Source organism: Stenotrophomonas riyadhensis (assembly GCF_040256885.1).
Lineage (GTDB): Bacteria > Pseudomonadota > Gammaproteobacteria > Xanthomonadales > Xanthomonadaceae > Stenotrophomonas > Stenotrophomonas riyadhensis.
Genome location: NZ_CP155568.1, coordinates 236,638 through 255,067 on the forward strand (window position 1 = coordinate 236,638; position 18,430 = coordinate 255,067).

Sequence of the window (18,430 nt, forward strand, 5' to 3'; positions counted from 1 at the left end):
GGTGGGTGCCGACCTTGGTCGGCACGATCTGACCCCTGCGGTGCCTCATCGCCACGACGCCACCACCGCATCACCCTGCAACGGCGCATACAACGGCAACGCCAGCTCCTGCTTCACCCAGCCCGGATTGAGCGCACGCAGTCCTGCCAGATACTCGCGCGCCAGCGCCGTATCGCCCTGCCGCATGGCCAGGCGCGCAGCGCGCGCCCAGGTACGGTCCCAGCCATGGGCCAGCGACAACGAGGTCGCCAGTGCTGCACGCGCCCCTGCCACATCGCCTTTCTCCCAGCGCTGCTCGGCGCGGATGATCGCCTCGTTGGACAGGCGCATGTCGTACAGCTCGCGCAGCCTTGCGACCGCGCGTGGGTCAGCGTCCACGCGCAGGTCGGTGTCCTGCCAGTCGCCGCCGGGCGTGCGTACCAGCAGCGCCGCCGACCATTGTCCACTGCGCTGCCCGCCTGCTGCCTGGCCAGCTTCCAGCGCCGCCAGCAAGCGCGCCGCCAACTCACCCTGAGATGCAGCGAAGACGCGTTGCATCGATGCCAGCACCTCTGGCCCGGCCAGACCATTGCCCTGCACGCTCAGCATGCCCTCGCCCTGCGCACCGGCCCAATCCGCCTGCTGCGCGGTGGCGCCGGTGTACTGCGCATTGCCGCCGCGCGCGCTGACCAGCCCCACCTGGCGCTCGGCAAGCGTGGTGCCATCGAAGTTGCCGTCTTCATCGAGCAGCTGCTTCAGCACCTGGGCAGGCGTGCGGCCTTTGGCCATCAACTCCAGACCCTTCGACCCATAGGTCGGGTTGGTCTCGAACTGGCTGGCGACCGCACCCACCTTCGCCTGCGCCCACGGCACACCCACGCCGCCGACCGCCAGGTTGTGCGTGGCTACCGCCACCCCGCAGTCGCCGGCCTCGTTGCAGGCCGCAATGGAGAACGTCGCCCACGCCGGCGCAGCGAAGGCAGCGAGCAGCAGGACCAGGCAGGAACGCAGCAGGAACATGGCCAACTCCGTGGGCAGGCATTGCAATGGGATGCAGCCTACGCACGAAAGGTTTAGTAGACCCACGCCATGCGTGGATGGAACCCCATCGAAATCGAGCATTTCGAACATCGAAGAGCATCCACGCATGGCGTGGATCAAGCGTGTCGACCAAGGTCGACACCCACCAACAGCAGCGTGCCGACCAACGGTCAGCACCCACCAACAGCAGCGTGCCGACCAACGGTCAGCACCCACCAACAGCAGCCGGAAACTGTCGAAGGCGGGGTGGGTCCGGTTGCGGGGGTGTCCGCGGGATGGATGCCGCGGCCAAGCCCCCAGGGACGGGTTCACGGCGTCCCCGCAATCCGACACGACACCGCCCCGCCATTCCACGGAATGCCAGCTGTTGCTTTTGAGGTTGCCGGCCAGCGGCCGGCACTACCGCAGGTGCAGGGCGCAGCCCTGCCGAACCACCCCTACCGCCCCGGCAACTGCGCGAACGCGCGCTGCATGCAGTCCTCACGTGGACACACCCGGCAACCCGGGCCGATCGACACCGAATTGCCCGGGCTCTGCACATCCAGCCCCAGTGAATACACCAGCCGCTCGGCATGCTGCAGATCGCAGCCCAGCGCCACCGCGAACGTCTTCCGCGGTTGGCCATGGCCCACCGGGCCACTGCTGACCTGCCGCGCCAGCCAGAAGTGGCGCCGCCCATCGGGCATGCGCGCGGTCTGTGTCAGGATCCGCCCCGGCTGGTTGAACGCCTCGTAGACGATCCACAGCGGGCACGAACCACCCACCTGAGAGAAGTGGAAATCGGTGGCCGAATGACGCTTGGACACATTGCCGGCGCGATCCACGCGGATGAAGAAGAACGGCAGCCCGGGCGCACTGCGCCGCGCCAGCGTGCTCAGCCGGTGGCAGACCGCTTCGAAGCCGACGCCGAACTGATGCGCCAGCAGTTCGATGTCGTAGCTGCTGGCTTCGGCCGCACGCAGGAAGCGCATGTACGGCATCACCAGCGCGCCGGCGAAATAGTTGGAAAGACCGATCCGCGCCTGCGCGATGCGTGCCTCATCGGTGAACCCGGCGCGCGCCACCACCGCGTCGATCTGCGGCAGGTAGCCGTGAAGGGCCAGCTCGGCCGCCATCTGGAACGCCTGCTGGCCGGGCTCCAGGTAATCGGGCAGCCACAGCCGCCGCGCACCGGCATCGTATTGCCGCTTTTCGCGCCCGGCCTGCAGTGCGGCCACCTCCACCAGCACGCCATGGCGGTCGGCCAGCAGCTGGCGCAGCCGCGGTGCCACGTGCCCGGGCGACAGCCCCCATTCGGCGAACAGCTGCTCGGCCAGCTCGTCCAGCTCGGGAATGTGGTTGTGCATGCGATTGAAGAATTCGCGGACCTGGTCGCCGGCCGGCAGGGTGCTGCCTGCGCCGGGCTCGCCCAGCTGGAACTCCAGCGCGGCGGCATGCTCGCGCAGCGCCAGGTGGCGGCGGTGCAGGTCCAGCAGCGCGCGGCTGACCTGCGGCAGGTTGCCGGCCAGCGCGCGCAGTTCGGTGGCGCTGACCTCGGACAGGCCCAGGTCACGCAGGGTTTCACCCAGTGCTTCCTGCAGCGCGGCGGGCTCATCCTCGTCGAACAGTGCGGAAACGTCGCCCAATACCTCGCCCAGCTTCTTCTGCACCGCTGGCGTGAGTGGGCGCTTGTTGCGCTCGATCTGGTTCAGGTAGCTGGCCGACAGCCCCAGCGCCCGTGCCAGATCCGCCTGGCTGTAGCCGCGCTGCTCGCGCAGCCGCAGCAGGCGCAGGCCAAGTTGTCGCTGGGGGGCTGAATAATTCACAAAATTAACATGAATCGTCTGGCGTGTTCGCCAGATTAAGCGGATTCAGCCCGGAAATCGAGGTGGACGCTGTGAATAATGCCAAGCATCTTTCGCACCCCGTGGGATTGTCGTCATGACTGTTGCAGCGCCCCGTATCCGCATGCTGATCGATGGCCAGTTCGTTGAATCGGCCACCTCCCACTGGCAGGACGTGATCAATCCGGCCACCCAGGACGTGCTGGCCAAGGTGCCGTTCGCCACCACCGGCGAAGTGGACGCCGCCGTCGCCGCCGCCAAGGACGCCTTCAAGACCTGGCGCAAGACCCCGATCGGCACCCGTGCGCGCATCTTCCTGAAGTACCAGCAGCTGATCCGCGAAAACATGAGCGAGCTGGCCCACATCCTTACCGCCGAACAGGGCAAGACCCTGCCGGACGCCGAAGGCGATGTGTTCCGCGGCCTGGAAGTGGTCGAGCACGCCGCCGCCATCGGCAACCTGCAGCTGGGCGAGCTGGCCAACAACGTGGCCAATGGCGTGGACACCTACACGATCATGCAGCCGCTGGGCGTGTGCGCCGGCATCACCCCGTTCAACTTCCCGGCGATGATCCCGCTGTGGATGTTCCCGATGGCGATTGCAACGGGCAACACCTTCATCCTCAAGCCGTCCGAGCAGGACCCGATGGTCACCATGCGCCTGGTCGAGCTTGCGCTGGAAGCCGGCATTCCGAAGGGCGTGCTGAACGTCGTCCACGGCGGCGAGGAAGTGGTCAACGCGATCTGCGACCACCCGGACATCAAGGCCGTGTCGTTCGTCGGTTCCACCCGCGTCGGCACCCACGTCTACAACCGTGCCTCGCTGGCCGGCAAGCGCGTGCAGTGCATGATGGGCGCCAAGAACCACGCCGTGGTGCTGCCGGACGCCAACAAGGAACAGACCCTCAACGCGATGGTCGGCGCCGCCTTCGGTGCCGCGGGCCAGCGTTGCATGGCCGCCTCCACCCTGGTGCTGGTCGGTGAAGCACGCAACTGGGTGCAGGACCTGGTCACCAAGGCCAAGACCCTGAAGGTCAGCGGCGGCACCGTGGCCGGCACCGACGTCGGTCCGGTCATTTCCTGCAGCGCCCGCGAGCGCGTGGAAGGCCTGATCGCCTCGGGCGTGGAGCAGGGCGCCAAGCTGGTGCTCGACGGCCGCAAGCCGCAGGTCGATGGTTTCGAGAAGGGCAACTTCGTCGGCCCGACCATCTTTGCCGGTGTCACCACCGACATGCGCATCTACCAGGAAGAAATCTTCGGGCCGGTGCTGGTCATCCTCGAAGCGGAGACGCTGGAAGAGGCCATCGCGATGGTCAACAGCAACCCGAACGGCAACGGCACCGCACTGTTCACCCAGTCCGGCGCGGCCGCGCGCAAGTTCCAGGAAGACATCGACGTCGGCCAGGTCGGCATCAACGTGCCGATCCCGGTGCCGGTGCCGCTGTTCTCGTTCACCGGTTCGCGCGCCTCCAAGCTGGGCGACCTGGGCCCGTACGGCAAGCAGGTGGTGCTGTTCTACACCCAGACCAAGACGGTCACCGCGCGCTGGTTCGATGACGAGACGCTCAGCCATGGCGTCAACACCACGATCAGCCTGAAGTAACGGCAGGAGCAGCCATGAGCCACTCGATGACGACGGAACTGGAAGAAGCGCAGCAGGCGTACCGCGAGGCGGCGCGCGACTTCGCACAGGCCGAACTGGCGCCGCACGCCGCGCGATGGGATGCGGAGGGCATCTTTCCGCGCGAGGCGATCGCCAAGGCCGGTGAACTGGGCTTCTGCGGTCTGTACATGGACCCGGAAGTGGGCGGCAGCGGCCTGAGCCGACTGGACGCCGCCGTCGTCATCGAGGAGCTCGCCAGCGTCGATCCGTCGACCGCGGCGTACATCAGCATCCACAACATGGCCTCGTGGATGGTGTCCAAGTGGGGCCAGCCGGCACTGCGCGATGCGTGGGGCCAGGATCTGGCCGCCGGCCTCAAGCTGGCCTCGTACTGCCTGACCGAACCCGGTGCCGGTTCCGACGCGGCCTCGCTGAAGACCACCGCCGTGCGCGATGGCGACTTCTATGTGCTGAACGGCTCGAAGGCCTTCATTTCCGGCGCCGGTGCCACCGAGCTGCTGGTGGTGATGGCGCGTACCGGTGGTGCCGGTGCCGGCGGTGTCAGCGCCATTGCGGTGCCGGCCGACCTGCCGGGCATCAGCTTCGGCCGCAAGGAAGAGAAGATGGGCTGGAACAGCCAGCCCACCCGTGGCATCACCTTCGAAAACGTCCGCGTACCGGTCAGCCACCTTCTGGGAGAGGAAGGCGGCGGCTTCAAGCTGGCGATGAAGGGGCTCGATGGCGGCCGCATCAACATCGCCGCCTGCTCGCTGGGCGCCGCGCAGGGTGCGCTGGACGCTGCACGCCGCTACATGGGCGAGCGCCGCCAGTTCGGCAAGGCACTGGCCGAGTTCCAGGCCCTGCAGTTCAAGCTGGCCGACATGGTCACCCAGCTGGTGGCCGCCCGGCAGATGGTGCACACCGCTGCGCGCAAGCTCGATGCCGGTGCCAGCGACGCCAACGTGTGGTGCGCGATGGCCAAGCGCTTCGCCACCGATGCCGGTTTCAACGTCTGCAACGAAGCACTGCAGATCCACGGTGGCTACGGCTACATCCGCGAATACCCGATCGAGCGCCTGCTGCGTGACTGCCGCGTGCACCAGATCCTGGAAGGCACCAACGAGATCATGCGGGTGATCGTTGCCCGTCACCTGCTCAACACCGAAGAGGAACTGCGATGAAGGATTGGCGTACCCAGGAGCACGTGGGCCTGAAGGTCGAGGCCGATGGCCACACCGCGGTCATCACCCTGCACAACCCGCCGGCGCATACCTGGACCGTGCACAGCCTGTCGGCACTGCGCGACCTGGTGGGCGCGCTCAACGCAGACCGCGAGATCTACGCGCTGGTGATTACCGGCGATGGCGAGAAGTTCTTCTCCGCCGGTGCCGACCTCAACCAGTTCGCCTCGGGCGACAAGGCCGCCGCACGCGAAGCCGCACGCCGTTTCGGCGAAGCCTTCGAGGCGCTGTCCGGTTTCCGTGGTGTGTCGATTGCCGCGATCAACGGCTACGCCATGGGCGGTGGCCTGGAATGCGCGCTGGCCTGTGACCTGCGCATCATCGAAGACCATGCCCAGGTCGCGCTGCCGGAGGCCACCGTCGGCCTGCTGCCGTGCGCCGGTGGCACCCAGAACCTGCCGCGCCTGGTTGGCGAGGGCTGGGCCAAGCGCATGATCCTGCTGGGCGAGCGCATCAACGCCGAGACCGCGCTGCGCATTGGCCTGGCCGAAGAAAAGGTCGGCAAGGGCGAAGCCAAGGCGCTGGCGCTGGAATGGGCGAAGAAGGCCGGCAAGCAGAGCCCGACCAGCATCGCCGCCTGCAAGACCCTGGTGCAGGCCACCCGCACCGGCACTCACGCTTCGGCGCTGGTGGCCGAACGCGAAGCCTTCGTCGACCTGTTCGACACCGCCGACCAGGTCGAGGGCGTGATCGCCTTCCTGGAAAAGCGCGCTGCGCAGTGGAAGAACGCATGAGCACCGACACCGCTGCCGACGACGCACCGGTGCTGTTCGAAGAGCGCGCAGCCGGCAATGGCACGCGCATCGGCATCGCCACGCTCAACGCGCCGCGCACGCTCAACGGCTTCTCGCTGCCGATGGCGCACCTGCTGCTGAAGCAGTTGAATGCCTGGGCCGACGACGACGGCATCGCCATGGTGGTGCTGCAGGGCGCCGGTGAAAAGGCGTTCTGCGCCGGCGGCGACCTGCACAGCCTGTACAAGAGCATGGCCGCCTTCCGCGAGGCCGGCCGCAGCGACATCCGCGAGAACGACTACGCGGCCGAGTTCTTCGACGTCGAATACCGCGTCGATTACCTCATCCACACCTATGCCAAGCCGATCCTGTGCTGGGGCCATGGCATCGTGATGGGCGGTGGCATCGGCCTGATGTCCGGTGCCAGCCACCGCGTGGTCAGCGAGCGCTCCAAGCTGGCCTTCCCGGAAATCACCGTCGGCCTGTTCCCCGATGTGGGTGGCAGCTGGCTGCTGCCACGCGTACCGGGCAAGGGCGGGCTGTTCCTGGCCCTGACCGGCGCACTGCTCAATCCAGGCGATGCCATCTATGCCGGCCTGGCCGATGTGCACGTGGCCGAAGAACGCCGCAGCGCGGTGTTCGACGCGCTGCTGCAGGTCGCGTGGTCCAGCAACGCCGCACACAACCACGAACGCCTCAGCCATCTGCTGCAGTCGCATGCCAGCGATGCTGCCACGGGTCCGTTGCTGGCCAATGCGGCGCAGGTTGATGCGTTGTGCGAAGACGATGACCTGCAGGCCATCATTGCGCGCATTGCCGGTCTGCAGACCGACGATGCCTGGCTGCAGGCAGCACAGAAGACCCTCGCCGCCGGTGCACCCGGTTCGGCACGGCTGTCGTACGAACTGCAGCGCCGCAGTGCCGGCCAGGACCTGGCCGCGATCTACCGCCTGGAGTACATCGTCGCCCTGCATTGCGCCGCCCACGGTGATTTCGCCGAAGGCATCCGCGCGCTGCTGATCGACAAGGACCGCAATCCGCAGTGGAACCCGGCCACCCTGGCCGAGGCCACCGGCGCGTGGGCCGACACCTTCTTCGCTTCCCCCTGGGCCGATGCCGCGCATCCGCTGGCCGACCTGGGCACTCCCCTTGTTGAAAGGAGCCTTGCATGAGCCGCATTGCATTCATCGGGTTGGGCAACATGGGTGGCCCGATGGCCGCCAATCTGGTCAAGAACGGCCATACCGTGCGCGTGTTCGATCTGGTCCCGGCCGCGGTGCAGGCCGCCGTCGATGCCGGTGCCAGCGCGGCCGCATCGGCGCGCGAAACCCTGGCCGGTGCCGAGGTGGTGATCTCGATGCTGCCGGCCAGCCGCCACGTCGAAGGCGTGTACCTGGGCGACGACGGCATCCTCGGCGCGATCCCGGCCGGTGCGCTGGTCATCGACTGCAGCACGATCGCCCCGGCCAGCGCCCGCAAGGTCTCCGAAGCCGCTGCCGCACGTGGCCTGCAGATGATCGACGCGCCGGTATCCGGCGGTACCGCCGGTGCCCAGGCCGGCACCCTCACCTTCATCGTCGGTGGCGAGGAGGATGCGCTGGAGCGCGCTCGCCCGGTGCTGCAGGCGATGGGCAAGAACATCTTCCATGTCGGCGCCAGCGGTGCCGGCCAGGTCGCCAAGCTGTGCAACAACATGGCGCTGGGCGTGATCATGGCGGTCACCGGCGAAGCCATCGCCCTCGGCGTGGCGCATGGGCTGGACCCGAAGGTGCTGTCGCAGATGATGGCGGTCAGCACCGGCCGTAGCTGGGCCACTGAAGTGTGCAACCCGTGGCCGGGCGTGCTGGAAAACGCCCCGGCCTCGCGCGGCTACAGCGGCGGTTTCGGCAGCGATCTGATGCTGAAGGACATGGGCCTGGCGGTGGAAGCGGCGATGAGTGTCGGCGCTTCGATTCCGCTGGGCGAAGTGGCCCGCAACCTGTACTCGATGAACCACCAGGCCGGCCGCGGCAAGCTGGATTTCTCCAGCGTCGTGCAGCTCATCACGAGCGAGAAGTGACCTGGTAGCGCCGGCCGCTGGCCGGCAACCTCATGCCCCCGTGCGGGACAACGAAGGTGGGATGGGCGGATGTTCGGTTTCGACCGGCATCCGCCCATTTTTTTTGGGGTCGGATCCCTTTCGCAACGCGAAAGGGCTCTGACCCCCGAGTACTCTGCGATGGGGTCAGAGCCCTTTTACCGGTGGCAAAGGGCTCCGACCCCGGTCCCATCAGGCAACGATCAGCGTCACGTCGATGTTGCCACGCGTGGCATTCGAGTACGGGCACACGATGTGCGCCTTCTGCACCAGCTCTTCCAGCTGCTCGCGCGGCACGCCCGGAGCGCTGATGGTCAGCTCGGCTTCGATGCCGAAACCGGTCGGGATCTGGCCGATGCCGACCTTGCCGGTCACGGTGGTGTCGGCCGGCAGCGCGACCTTGGCCTGGCCGGCCACGAACTTCAGCGCGCCCAGGAAGCAGGCCGAGTAGCCGGCCGCGAACAGCTGTTCCGGGTTGGTGCCCGGGCCGCCGGCGCCGCCCAGCTCGCGCGGGGTCGACAGCTGGATGTCCAGCACGTTGTCGGAAGAGACGGAACGGCCTTCACGGCCGCCGGTGGAGGTGGCCTGGGCGGTGTACAGAACCTTTTCGATGGACATCGGGATGCTCCTGGTCGGTGGGTGGGTGTTGCGTTGGAGCCTACTTTGCCCGGTTTCCGCGTACGTTGGGTTGCAATGCGTACGAAAAACTTGATCGATCGTCCTGCTGGCCTAGATCGTCCACTCGCGGTCAGTGGTGAACATGATGGTCAGCCAGCGATCCGGCGAGGCTTCGCCCAGCGCATCGCCGATCTCGTCGCGCAGCTGATCCCATTCCACCAAGGGCCGCGGTGGGTCGTTTTCCGGCACCACGAAGAACAGCTCGATCTGCTCGCCACGCCCCACCTGGGCCACGTAGCTGCGGTGCTCGACGAAACCGTGCTTGGCCACGATCCCGCGTGCCACTGCATCCACATGGGCCTGCAGTTCCGGCGGGGTGACCAGCAGGATGCCGGCCAGCGCCCGGCGCACGGTGCCGAGCGGGGCGATCATCACCAGCACGCAGACGAAGGCGAGGATGGCCGGGTCGATGTACGGCCCGACCCAGGCCCACGAGGTGCCCTGTACCAGCACGCCGCCGAGGAAGGCCAGCAGGTAGCAGGCCGACATGCTGGCGGCGATCACCCAGTTCTTCGCGTCCAGCGCGATGAACTCCGAACCGATGCGGCGGTTGGCGCGCAGGATGAACCAGGCCAGCGCGGCTTCGCCCACGATCGACAGCCCGGCGAAGGCGATGGCCGGGCCGAGCGCGATATGGCGGCCCCCGGACATCAACGCGTCCACCGCATTGACCAGCGCATACAGCGCCGCACCGATCATCAGTGTGCCGCTCACCCCCAGCACGATCGGCTCCAGGTGCCAGAAGCCCATGGTGAAGCGCTGGTTGAGCCGCGATTGCAGCGCATCGGTCTGTGTGGACAGTGCGATCAGGCGCGCCACCAGCAGCGACAGCCAGGTCATCACCACGTCGATCAGGCCGTAGATGCCGTCGAAGATGATCAGCGAAGAATTGGCCAGCAGGCCGAACACCACCGCCGCCGCGGCCAGCAGCAGCGAAGCGGCGATCGACAGGCGCAGCACCCCCTGTTCGGTGGCGGGGTCGAAGAACTGCGGGCGGTTGGCGGCCATGGTTCAATTGTAGAGCGGAGCCAGGCTCCGCTGCCTTCGCCGGCCAACCGCGCTACCCCCGTGGGGCCGCTTCCCGTAGACTGCGCCCCTCCCACGTACCGACGCCCGCCTGCAGTGATCACGCCACCCTGACCCTTGCCGCACATCGGCAGCCGGCCTGCCCGGCTCAGGAACCCGTGTCTTTCCACTGCAGCGCCATGCGGCCACGCCCGCCTGCGCGCGGAGCTTTCCCATGCAAACGTCCTACCCCCTGCGCCAGCAATGGCTCGGCAACATCCGTGGCGACCTGCTGTCCGGCATCGTCGTCGCCCTGGCCCTGATTCCCGAGGCCATCGCCTTCTCGCTCATCGCCGGTGTCGACCCCAAGGTCGGCCTGTACGCCGCGTTCTCGATTGCCGTCATCACTGCCATCGCTGGCGGCCGCCCCGGCATGATCTCCGCCGCCACCGGTGCAATGGCGCTGGTGATGGTCGACCTGGTCAAGGACCACGGCCTGCAGTACCTGTTCGCTGCCAGCATCCTGGCCGGGTTGCTGCAGGTACTGGCCGGCGTGTTCAAGCTCGGCGCGTTGATGCGTTTCGTCTCGCGCTCGGTCATCACCGGCTTCGTCAACGCGCTGGCGATCCTGATCTTCCTGGCACAGATGCCCGAGCTGATCGGCCGCGGCCCTGCGGTCTACGTGCTGTGCGCCGCCGCGCTGGCGATCATCTACCTGTTGCCACGCCTCACCCGCGCCGTGCCATCACCGCTGGTGGCCATTGTGGTGCTTACCGCCGTGGTGATTGGCTTTGGTGTGGAGGTGCGCAGCGTCGGCGACATGGGCCAGTTGCCTGACAGCCTGCCGCATTTCCTCATCCCCGATGTGCCGCTCACCTGGGAAACGCTGCGCATCCTGCTGCCGGTATCGGCCACGCTGGCCGTGGTCGGTCTGCTCGAATCGATGATGACCCTGCAGATCGTCGAGGACATCACCGAGACGCCCAGCGAGCGCAACCGCGAATGCGTCGGCCAGGGCGTGGCGAACACGGTCACCGGCTTCCTCGGTGGCATGGCCGGCTGCGCGATGATCGGCCAGTCGGTGATCAACGTGACCTCCGGTGGCCGCGGCCGCCTGTCCTGCCTGGTGGCCGGTGTGTTCCTGCTGGTGCTGGTGGTGTACGGCAGCGATCTGGTACGGCAGATCCCGATGGCGGCGCTGGTTGCAGTGATGATCATGGTCAGCATCGGCACCTTCAGCTGGCGCTCGCTGCGCGACCTGCGCACGCATCCGCGCAGTTCCTCTGCGGTGATGCTGCTGACCGTGGTGGTCACCGTGGCCACCCACGATCTGGCCAAGGGCGTGCTCAGCGGTGTGCTGCTGTCGGCCCTGTTCTTCGCGCGCAAGGTCGGCCGCATGCTGGACGTGCAGCGCGACGATGCCGGTGACACGCAGGTCTACCGCGTGCGCGGGCAGGTGTTCTTTGCCTCGGCGGGGCAGCTGGGTGCGGCGTTCGATTACCAGCACGTGGCGCCGAAGGTGCAGATTGATCTGCGCGATGCCCACCTGTGGGACCTGACTGCCGTGGCCGCGCTGGAGCGGGCGCAGGAAAAGCTGGCCGCGCACGGTGCGGAGGTGACGGTGGTGGGGCTCAATGCGGCCAGCCAGACGTTGATCGAGCAGGTGGGCGGCGCGCGCGGGGGGCATTGAGGCGGTAGCGCTTCAATGCCCGTGTCAATTCTGGGGGCGGCTAAGCCTCCAGAATTTTCCTGAATCGGCCTTTCAGTGCGGTAGTCCCATTACTGATGGAGAGTCCATATGCGGCCAGCGCCTTGGCAGACTCGGTGCCATCCTTTGCCTGCCATGAAAGGGCAGCGAGCAGGGCCCTGCGGACGCGTGTGATCGAACTGAAATGTGCCGGCGTCGAGTCGGCCTGAATGGCCGCGACCGTCAAAGCTTCGCAGATGGAATCGATGTCCTGGAACTTTGAAAAGAAGGGAAGGGCATTCTCTTTCAAAAGAGCATCCACCTCGGTCTTGAGCAGATCAGCATCCTGTTCAACGCTTATCCAATGGTCGCTTTTCCCCGGAGGAGCTGCCCTGCATCTCACGTCGCAGTCGGTTTCGTTGAGATTCGTGGTCTGATCCATGCAACGCCCCGGGATGAAGCGTGCAAACACGCCGACATTGAACGCGAGTGCCTTGCCGTCGCTTCTGGTCTGCAGTGAAAGAACATCTATGAAGTGCTCGCGCACTCTCATGAAAGCCGGCCCGTTGCGCACAAATCCTGCGTCCTTTATTGAGGCGTAGGCGGTGTCCAAAGCTTGCCTTTTCATTGGTCCTCACGAGGCGAGCATGGGCGGGAAGATGACTGCAGTTGGGGGCATGACATAACGGGTATGCCGGTGCGATGTACTAAAGCCTATCGGCTGAAAAGGAAGGTGCAATGGGAGCTGGCGTCAGAACATGTCGCATTTGACGCTGGCTGTGTGATCGCTACGCCCAAGCTCGTAAGCTGCGATACAACCTGGATTGTTGCACCGCGCAGATTGCAGCTTCTTTCATTGCCAATCACTTTGGAGTGAAAGCGGATGAGACGGTCTAGCGTTGGGCCCCGATCCTGCACGACCTGCAGCGTTACGAGGGTAGCGCCGAGTGATGCCCGGCGAGCGAAGCGGGCACGATGCGCGCCTACCTATAGGTTGTCGCGGCTAAGACCCGATTCTTCGGCATTGCCGCGTGAGCCGCGCGCTCGCACGACTGTTCCAAGCGCCTCCTGGAAATGGCTTGCATCACCAACCGCCAACGCTGCGCTCAGATAGGTGGCGATTGCGACGTCATCATCCAGATAGTCTGCGGGATCGAAGGGAATCGTCCTCAGCCTGCTCATTGCGAATCCAAGGAAAGCGTTTGCAACCTGCAACGCGTTGGACTGTACCTCACATGGCAGACCACCAGCTTGGTCGAGCTTTCCCGAGCGACGCGGTGCAGGGCATTGGAAGGTGCCGTTCGATAGCGCACATTGACGCTATAGGCTGCGACTGCAGCATTGCAACGCCATGGCCGCTGTTGCGGTTGCTGCATCTTCAGCCTGTGAACCCCACATCGGGTGGAAGAATCGCCGCGATCGTGCTCCGTTGTGATCCTCACGACGGAGTACTTCTTACGGGATGGATTCGCTCTTCAACAACGCCACCACGCTGCTGACCTTTCTGCTGCCGGGTTTCCTGTCTGCATGGGTGTTCTATGGGCTGACATCCCATCCCAAGCCGCCGCAGTTCGAACGGACCGTGGAAGCGTTGGTGTTCACCTTCGCGGTCCAGGTGCTGGTCAAGTTCACCGAACTGATGCTCCTGCTGGCTGGTCGCTGCTTTGTGCTGGGGACCTGGACCGAGACCAGCAGCCTGCTATGGGGTTTTGTCCTCGCCGCACTGCTGGGGGCAGGATTGGCCCTCGCTGCGAACAAGGATTCCCTCCACAGGGTTCTCCGTCGTGCAGGCTTCACCACGAGGACATCCCACCCGAGCGAGTGGTACTGCGTGCTGGGTACGCGTCCCGCCTTCGTGGTGCTGCAGCTGAAGGATGGCCGTCGGCTGACGGGATACCCCAAGGAATGGCCGATCAGCCCCGCTGCGGGACAGTTCTACATGCAGATGCCGGCCTGGCTCGTGGATGCGGATCCACCGGATGAAGGTGCCGATCCAGCAGCGGATCCCGTGGCCAGCCCCGCCATGGTCGAGCTTCCGCAGCTCGATGGCATACTGATTCACGCGGTGGATGTGCAGTGGGTCGAGATTCTCCAGGAGACAGACGATGGCTAAGTTGAGGAAGGGTTCCAATCCACCATTGGACCAGCTGGTCGTATCCATGGAGAACGCGAACCCCAAGCTCCCCGAGGGCAGGAGGCGTCCGCCTCCGCCACCCAGCCCGCCCCGGCCGCCAGCCGGAGCCGGGCCCAACCGGCGCTCGCCGCGCGGCTGACCGGGCGCATTCAGTCGCGCGGTGTAAACTATTGATCTCACTGGCAATGCCAGTCTCCACGATCAATGCCCCGATGACGTCCGCCACCGCCCGTTACGCCGATTCCCTGCGCCTGTCCGTTGCCCCGATGATGGACTGGACGGACCGCCATTGCCGCGTGTTCCATCGGGTGCTGGCGCCGGGCGCACGCCTGTACACGGAAATGGTGCATGCCAACGCGGTCATCCACGGCGATCGCGAACGCCTGCTCGGCTTCGACCGCAGCGAACAGCCGCTGGCGCTGCAGCTGGGCGGCAGCGATCCGGCCTTGCTGGCGCAGGCCGCGCGCATTGCCGCGGAGTGGGGCTATGACGAGGTCAACCTCAACTGCGGCTGCCCGTCCGACCGCGTGCAGGCCGGGCGTTTTGGCGCCTGCCTGATGCGTGAGCCGGCGCTGGTGGCCGAATGCGTCGCGGCCATGGTCGACGCGGTTGATATCCCGGTGACGGTGAAGTGCCGCCTGGGCGTGGACGAGGACAACGACTACGACGTGTTTGCCAGCTTCGTCGACCGCCAGGTTGCCGCCGGTGCGGCGATGGTGGTGGTGCATGCGCGCAACGCGTGGCTGAAGGGCCTGTCGCCGAAGGAGAACCGCGAGGTTCCGCCGCTGAAGTACGACTGGGCCTACCGTCTGAAGCAGGAGCGCCCGGCACTGCCGGTGGTGCTCAACGGTGGCCTGGCCAGCATCGAGGCGGTACAGGCGCAGGCCGCGCACGTCGATGGCGTGATGCTGGGCCGCGCGGCCTACCACGACCCCTACCTGCTGCATCAGCTGGAGGCGCTGCATACCGGCGCCCCGCTGCAGGCCCGTGGTGACCTGCTGCGCGCGCTGCGCCCCTACGTGGAAGCGCGGCTGGGCGAAGGCCTGGCACTGAAGCACATTACCCGCCACCTGCTCGGCCTGTTCCACGGCCAGCCCGGTGGCCGCGCATTCCGCCAGGTGCTGAGCGAGGGCGCACACCGCCCGGGCGCCGACTGGAGCCTGGTCGAACAGGCCTTGGCCGTCACCGAGCGCGACGCTGATCGCGCCGCAGCGTGACCGCAGTCACACTCCCGACTTGACAAGGGACGGCGATTCGTCCCGAATGTTCACTTAGCTGAACGACGCAGGCGAAGGGCCGGAAAAGTTCAGACCGGATTCACTGCCCCAAACCAAGAATTTGCAAAGGATTTGTAAAACGCCGGGTCCCGAACCCGGCACCCGGATTTACGACTTTTGAACGAATCGCCGAGCTCGGCTAGGATCGCATCGATGTCTTCCGCTCCCTTCCATTGCCGCATTGCCCTGGCCACCTGCGTGGTGCTGTCGGCTGTGCCGCTGTCTTCGGCGCTGGCACAACAGCCGCCGCGTGGCGAGCAGGCGAGGGCGGAGATGATGGAGCGGGGCGAGCGTGGCAATCGTGGCGACGAGCGATCGCTGTCCGATGCCGTGCGCCGCGTGCAGCGCACCACCGGCGGTCACATCCTCGGCGCCGAGCGTGTGCCGTTTGATGGTCGTGACATCAACCGGGTGAAGTACATGGACGACCGGGGCCGGGTCCGCTACATGGACGACCCTGCCCCGTCGCGTTCACAGCCGCGCACGCCGCGGTCGGATATGTCATCACTACGCGGCGATAACCCCTGAACAGGGATAGTCGTCGTTATCAACCCGTACCCCACAGGCCTCCGGGCCACACCCAGGACACTAGGGAGAGTTCATGCGTATCCTTCTGGTCGAAGACGAAGCCCCGCTGCGTGAGACCCTGGCAGCCCGGCTCAAGCGCGAAGGCTTTGCCGTCGATGCTGCGCAGGACGGCGAGGAAGGCCTCTACATGGGGCGCGAAGTCCCGTTCGATGTCGGCATCATCGACCTCGGCCTGCCCAAGATGTCGGGCATGGAGCTGATCAAGGCCCTGCGTGACGAAGGCAAGAAGTTCCCGGTGCTGATCCTGACCGCGCGTTCGAGCTGGCAGGACAAGGTCGAGGGCCTGAAGCAGGGCGCCGACGACTACCTGGTCAAGCCGTTCCACGTCGAAGAACTGCTGGCCCGCGTCAACGCGCTGCTGCGCCGCGCCGCTGGCTGGAGCAAGCCGACGCTGGAATGCGGCCCGGTTGCGCTGGATCTCGCCGCCCAGACCGTCAGCGTCGCCGGCAGCAATGTCGACCTGACCAGCTACGAGTACAAGGTGCTGGAGTACCTGATGATGCATGCCGGTGAACTGGTCTCCAAGGCCGACCTCACCGAGCACATCTACCAGCAGGACTTCGACCGCGACTCGAACGTGCTGGAGGTCTTCATCGGCCGCCTGCGCAAGAAGCTGGACCCGGATGGCGAGCTGAAGCCGATCGAGACCGTGCGCGGCCGCGGCTACCGTTTCGCGATCCCGCGCAACGAGGGCTGAGCCGGCTCACCCTGGCGATTACACGATGTCCGGCCGTCTGTGGTTCTTCCGACGCTGGCGGCCGCGCTCACTGCAGGCGCGCCAGATGTTCGCCGCGTCCGTGGGTCTGGTCGCGTTCCTGGCGCTGGCCGGTTACGCGCTCGACGCCGCCTTCGCCGATACGGCGAAGGCGAACCTGCGTGAGCGCCTGAAGAACTACGCCACCGCCTATGCGGCCGGCATCGATTTCACCCGCGACCGCTCGCTGTACATCCGCGAGCAGCCGCCGGATTCGCGCTTCGACGTGCCGGGCAGTGGCCTGTACCTGCAGGTGGTGATGCCGCACGGCAAGGGCAACTCGATGTCCGCCGAAGGCCCGATGCTGCCCACCGTCGGCGGCGGCCTGCTGGCACCGCGCCAGGAAGTGTTCGAAGGCCCGCTGCCGATGATCCAGATCGATGGCAGCCAGGGCTCGGTGTACCGCTATGGCCTGGGCCTGGTGTGGGACGCCGACGCCGACCCCGCCACCGAATTCCCGTACACCATCTACGTGATGGAAGACTCACGCGCGCTGGGCGCGCAGCTGCGCGTGTTCCGCAGCCGGGTCTGGTTCTACCTCGGCGGCATCGGCCTGATCCTGCTGCTGCTGCAGACCGTCATCCTGCAGTGGAGCCTGCGCCCGCTGCGCCGCGTGATCACCGAGCTGACCAAGGTGCAGCGCGGCGAGACCGAGCGCATGAGCGAGCGCCACCCGCGCGAGCTGGAACCGCTGACCGACAGCATCAACGCCTTCATCGAAAGCGAGCGCGAGAACCTGGAGCGCCAGCGCAACACCCTGGCCGATCTGGCGCACAGCCTGAAGACGCCGATCGCGGTGCTGCGCACGCAGATGGACAGCGGCGCCGGCGACGGCGCGCTGCGCGAGGAACTGGACGTGCAGCTGCAGCGCATGAACAACCTGGTCTCGTACCAGCTGGCACGCGCTGCGTCGTCGGGCCACAAGCTGTTCTCCGCGCCGCTGCCGATCGAATCCAACGCCGAGGAAATCGTGCGGGGCCTGGAAAAGGTCTATGCCTCCAAGGGCGTGCTGTGCGAATTCGACATCGACCCGGCCGCGCGCTTCCATGGCGAACCGGGTGACCTGCAGGAACTGCTCGGCAACCTGCTGGAAAACGCCTTCAAGTGGGCCAACCGCCGCGTGCTGCTGACCGCGCAGCCGCTGCCGGCACCGAACGCCCGTCGCGCCGGCCTGCTGCTGGCGGTGGACGACGATGGCCCGGGCATTGCCCCTGACGACATCGGCAAGGTGCTGCAGCGTGGCGTCCGTGGCGACGAGCGCGTGCAGGGCCACGGCATCGGCCTGTCGATCGTGCAGGACCTGATCAAGGATTACCGCGGAGAACTGGCCGTAGGCCGCTCCAGCGAGCTGGGTGGGGCGCGCTTCGAAGTGCGCCTGCCGCCGGGACCGTAAGCCGCGCGCTCCCGTCCGCCGGGCATCGCCTGGCGCAACAACGCGTGGTGTTCCGGTAGTGCCGGCCGTTGGCTGGCAACCTCATGATCTTCGGTGGCAGTGCCAGGATGCCGGCCAGCGGCCGGCACTACCGTATTTCGATCTTCGGCGGCTCGCCATAGAACCGCCGCAGCTGCGCGCTCCCGTCCGCGGGGCATCGCCTGGCGCAACAGCGCGTGGTGTTCCGGTAGTGCCGGCCGCTGGCCGGCAACCTCATGATCTTCGGTGGCAGTGCCAAGGTGCCGGCCAGCGGCCGGCACTACCGTATTTCGATCGCCGGCGGCTTGCCATAGAACCGCCGCAGCTGCGCGCTCCCGCCCGCCGGGTATCGCCTGGCGCAACAGCGCGTGGTGTTCCGGTAGTGCCGGCCGCTGGCC

At 66.5% G+C, this 18,430-nt stretch carries 17 protein-coding genes; 11 read left to right on the plus strand and 6 right to left on the minus strand.

The genetic code is table 11. The features are described 5' to 3' along the window. Nucleotides 1-45: 45 nt before the first annotated feature. Entirely contained in the window at nt 46-999 is a 954-nt protein-coding gene (locus SriyCCGPB3_RS01040) for a DUF1028 domain-containing protein (RefSeq protein WP_164161774.1), read from the minus strand. 458 nt (nt 1,000-1,457) lie between these two features. Beyond that, on the minus strand, nt 1,458-2,825 hold the full coding sequence (locus SriyCCGPB3_RS01045; protein ID WP_180846172.1) for a helix-turn-helix domain-containing protein: 1,368 nt from the start codon (nt 2,823-2,825) through the stop codon (nt 1,458-1,460). 115 nt (nt 2,826-2,940) lie between these two features. Here SriyCCGPB3_RS01045 and SriyCCGPB3_RS01050 point away from each other — a divergent pair, with 115 nt between their 5' ends. The 5 genes from SriyCCGPB3_RS01050 to mmsB are packed head-to-tail and all read left to right on the plus strand — an operon-like array spanning nt 2,941 to nt 8,480. Further along, complete coding sequence (locus SriyCCGPB3_RS01050; RefSeq protein ID WP_248858697.1) at nt 2,941-4,446, plus strand: CoA-acylating methylmalonate-semialdehyde dehydrogenase; 1,506 nt, start codon at nt 2,941-2,943, stop codon at nt 4,444-4,446. Nucleotides 4,447-4,472: 26 nt separating this feature from the next. Continuing rightward, on the plus strand, nt 4,473-5,627 hold the full coding sequence (locus SriyCCGPB3_RS01055) for an acyl-CoA dehydrogenase family protein (RefSeq protein ID WP_433963293.1): 1,155 nt from the start codon (nt 4,473-4,475) through the stop codon (nt 5,625-5,627). After that, nucleotides 5,624-6,421 carry an enoyl-CoA hydratase gene (locus SriyCCGPB3_RS01060; protein WP_350259749.1) on the plus strand — a complete coding sequence of 266 codons (798 nt, stop codon included), beginning with the start codon at nt 5,624-5,626 and terminating at the stop codon, nt 6,419-6,421. Before SriyCCGPB3_RS01055 ends, SriyCCGPB3_RS01060 begins: the two co-directional genes overlap by 4 nt. Further along, nucleotides 6,418-7,593, plus strand: coding sequence for an enoyl-CoA hydratase/isomerase family protein (locus SriyCCGPB3_RS01065; protein ID WP_153856746.1), 1,176 nt, complete (start codon nt 6,418-6,420; stop codon nt 7,591-7,593). The genes SriyCCGPB3_RS01060 and SriyCCGPB3_RS01065 overlap by 4 nt, the downstream gene beginning before the upstream one ends. Further along, the gene (gene mmsB, locus SriyCCGPB3_RS01070) at nt 7,590-8,480 is read left to right on the plus strand and encodes a 3-hydroxyisobutyrate dehydrogenase (RefSeq protein ID WP_350259750.1); all 891 of its coding nucleotides are present in this window, start codon (nt 7,590-7,592) and stop codon (nt 8,478-8,480) included. The genes SriyCCGPB3_RS01065 and mmsB overlap by 4 nt, the downstream gene beginning before the upstream one ends. Before the next feature lie 210 nt (nt 8,481-8,690). On the opposite strand, the gene SriyCCGPB3_RS01075 is transcribed toward mmsB, so the two are convergent. Further along, a complete protein-coding gene (locus tag SriyCCGPB3_RS01075) occupies nt 8,691-9,116 on the minus strand; it encodes an organic hydroperoxide resistance protein (RefSeq protein WP_014035621.1) in 426 nt (141 codons plus the stop codon). Between the two features lie 111 nt (nt 9,117-9,227). Further along, entirely contained in the window at nt 9,228-10,184 is a 957-nt protein-coding gene (locus SriyCCGPB3_RS01080; protein ID WP_049399847.1) for a cation diffusion facilitator family transporter, read from the minus strand. Nucleotides 10,185-10,416: 232 nt separating this feature from the next. Between SriyCCGPB3_RS01080 and SriyCCGPB3_RS01085 the strand changes: the two genes are divergently transcribed. Continuing rightward, on the plus strand, nt 10,417-11,871 hold the full coding sequence (locus SriyCCGPB3_RS01085) for a SulP family inorganic anion transporter (RefSeq protein ID WP_248858710.1): 1,455 nt from the start codon (nt 10,417-10,419) through the stop codon (nt 11,869-11,871). Between the two features lie 40 nt (nt 11,872-11,911). On the opposite strand, the gene SriyCCGPB3_RS01090 is transcribed toward SriyCCGPB3_RS01085, so the two are convergent. Together SriyCCGPB3_RS01090 and SriyCCGPB3_RS01095 are read right to left on the minus strand one after the other, a co-directional pair. Then, complete coding sequence (locus SriyCCGPB3_RS01090; RefSeq protein WP_350259751.1) at nt 11,912-12,496, minus strand: DUF4304 domain-containing protein; 585 nt, start codon at nt 12,494-12,496, stop codon at nt 11,912-11,914. Nucleotides 12,497-12,855: 359 nt separating this feature from the next. Next, on the minus strand, nt 12,856-13,050 hold the full coding sequence (locus SriyCCGPB3_RS01095; RefSeq protein ID WP_350259752.1) for an addiction module antidote protein: 195 nt from the start codon (nt 13,048-13,050) through the stop codon (nt 12,856-12,858). 280 nt (nt 13,051-13,330) lie between these two features. On the opposite strand from SriyCCGPB3_RS01095, the gene SriyCCGPB3_RS01100 reads away from it, so the two are divergent. From SriyCCGPB3_RS01100 to SriyCCGPB3_RS01120, 5 genes are all read left to right on the plus strand, one after another. After that, nucleotides 13,331-13,981, plus strand: a complete 651-nt coding sequence (locus tag SriyCCGPB3_RS01100) for a DUF6338 family protein (RefSeq protein WP_350259753.1) — start codon at nt 13,331-13,333, stop codon at nt 13,979-13,981. Nucleotides 13,982-14,187: 206 nt separating this feature from the next. Next, nucleotides 14,188-15,219 carry a tRNA dihydrouridine(20/20a) synthase DusA gene (gene dusA / locus SriyCCGPB3_RS01105; RefSeq protein ID WP_194936658.1) on the plus strand — a complete coding sequence of 344 codons (1,032 nt, stop codon included), beginning with the start codon at nt 14,188-14,190 and terminating at the stop codon, nt 15,217-15,219. 213 nt (nt 15,220-15,432) lie between these two features. Next, nucleotides 15,433-15,807 (plus strand): hypothetical protein, encoded by a 375-nt coding sequence (locus SriyCCGPB3_RS01110; protein WP_110710766.1) that lies wholly within the window; start codon nt 15,433-15,435, stop codon nt 15,805-15,807. Between the two features lie 73 nt (nt 15,808-15,880). Beyond that, complete coding sequence (locus SriyCCGPB3_RS01115; RefSeq protein ID WP_004136763.1) at nt 15,881-16,564, plus strand: response regulator transcription factor; 684 nt, start codon at nt 15,881-15,883, stop codon at nt 16,562-16,564. A 25-nt stretch (nt 16,565-16,589) separates the two neighbouring features. Further along, complete coding sequence (locus SriyCCGPB3_RS01120; protein WP_094001618.1) at nt 16,590-18,014, plus strand: ATP-binding protein; 1,425 nt, start codon at nt 16,590-16,592, stop codon at nt 18,012-18,014. Nucleotides 18,015-18,430 lie beyond the last annotated feature (416 nt).

Coding starts and splice junctions, on each gene's coding strand:
- SriyCCGPB3_RS01080 (WP_049399847.1), bottom strand. CDS start 10,184: ATGGCCGCCAACCGCCCGCAGTTCTTCGACCCCGCCACCGAACAGGGG.
- SriyCCGPB3_RS01040 (WP_164161774.1), bottom strand. CDS start 999: ATGTTCCTGCTGCGTTCCTGCCTGGTCCTGCTGCTCGCTGCCTTCGCT.
- dusA (WP_194936658.1), top strand. CDS start 14,188: ATGCCAGTCTCCACGATCAATGCCCCGATGACGTCCGCCACCGCCCGT.
- SriyCCGPB3_RS01090 (WP_350259751.1), bottom strand. CDS start 12,496: ATGAAAAGGCAAGCTTTGGACACCGCCTACGCCTCAATAAAGGACGCA.
- mmsB (WP_350259750.1), top strand. CDS start 7,590: ATGAGCCGCATTGCATTCATCGGGTTGGGCAACATGGGTGGCCCGATG.
- SriyCCGPB3_RS01060 (WP_350259749.1), top strand. CDS start 5,624: ATGAAGGATTGGCGTACCCAGGAGCACGTGGGCCTGAAGGTCGAGGCC.
- SriyCCGPB3_RS01065 (WP_153856746.1), top strand. CDS start 6,418: ATGAGCACCGACACCGCTGCCGACGACGCACCGGTGCTGTTCGAAGAG.
- SriyCCGPB3_RS01120 (WP_094001618.1), top strand. CDS start 16,590: ATGTCCGGCCGTCTGTGGTTCTTCCGACGCTGGCGGCCGCGCTCACTG.
- SriyCCGPB3_RS01110 (WP_110710766.1), top strand. CDS start 15,433: ATGTCTTCCGCTCCCTTCCATTGCCGCATTGCCCTGGCCACCTGCGTG.
- SriyCCGPB3_RS01095 (WP_350259752.1), bottom strand. CDS start 13,050: ATGAGCAGGCTGAGGACGATTCCCTTCGATCCCGCAGACTATCTGGAT.
- SriyCCGPB3_RS01050 (WP_248858697.1), top strand. CDS start 2,941: ATGACTGTTGCAGCGCCCCGTATCCGCATGCTGATCGATGGCCAGTTC.
- SriyCCGPB3_RS01115 (WP_004136763.1), top strand. CDS start 15,881: ATGCGTATCCTTCTGGTCGAAGACGAAGCCCCGCTGCGTGAGACCCTG.
- SriyCCGPB3_RS01075 (WP_014035621.1), bottom strand. CDS start 9,116: ATGTCCATCGAAAAGGTTCTGTACACCGCCCAGGCCACCTCCACCGGC.
- SriyCCGPB3_RS01100 (WP_350259753.1), top strand. CDS start 13,331: ATGGATTCGCTCTTCAACAACGCCACCACGCTGCTGACCTTTCTGCTG.
- SriyCCGPB3_RS01085 (WP_248858710.1), top strand. CDS start 10,417: ATGCAAACGTCCTACCCCCTGCGCCAGCAATGGCTCGGCAACATCCGT.
- SriyCCGPB3_RS01055 (WP_433963293.1), top strand. CDS start 4,473: ATGACGACGGAACTGGAAGAAGCGCAGCAGGCGTACCGCGAGGCGGCG.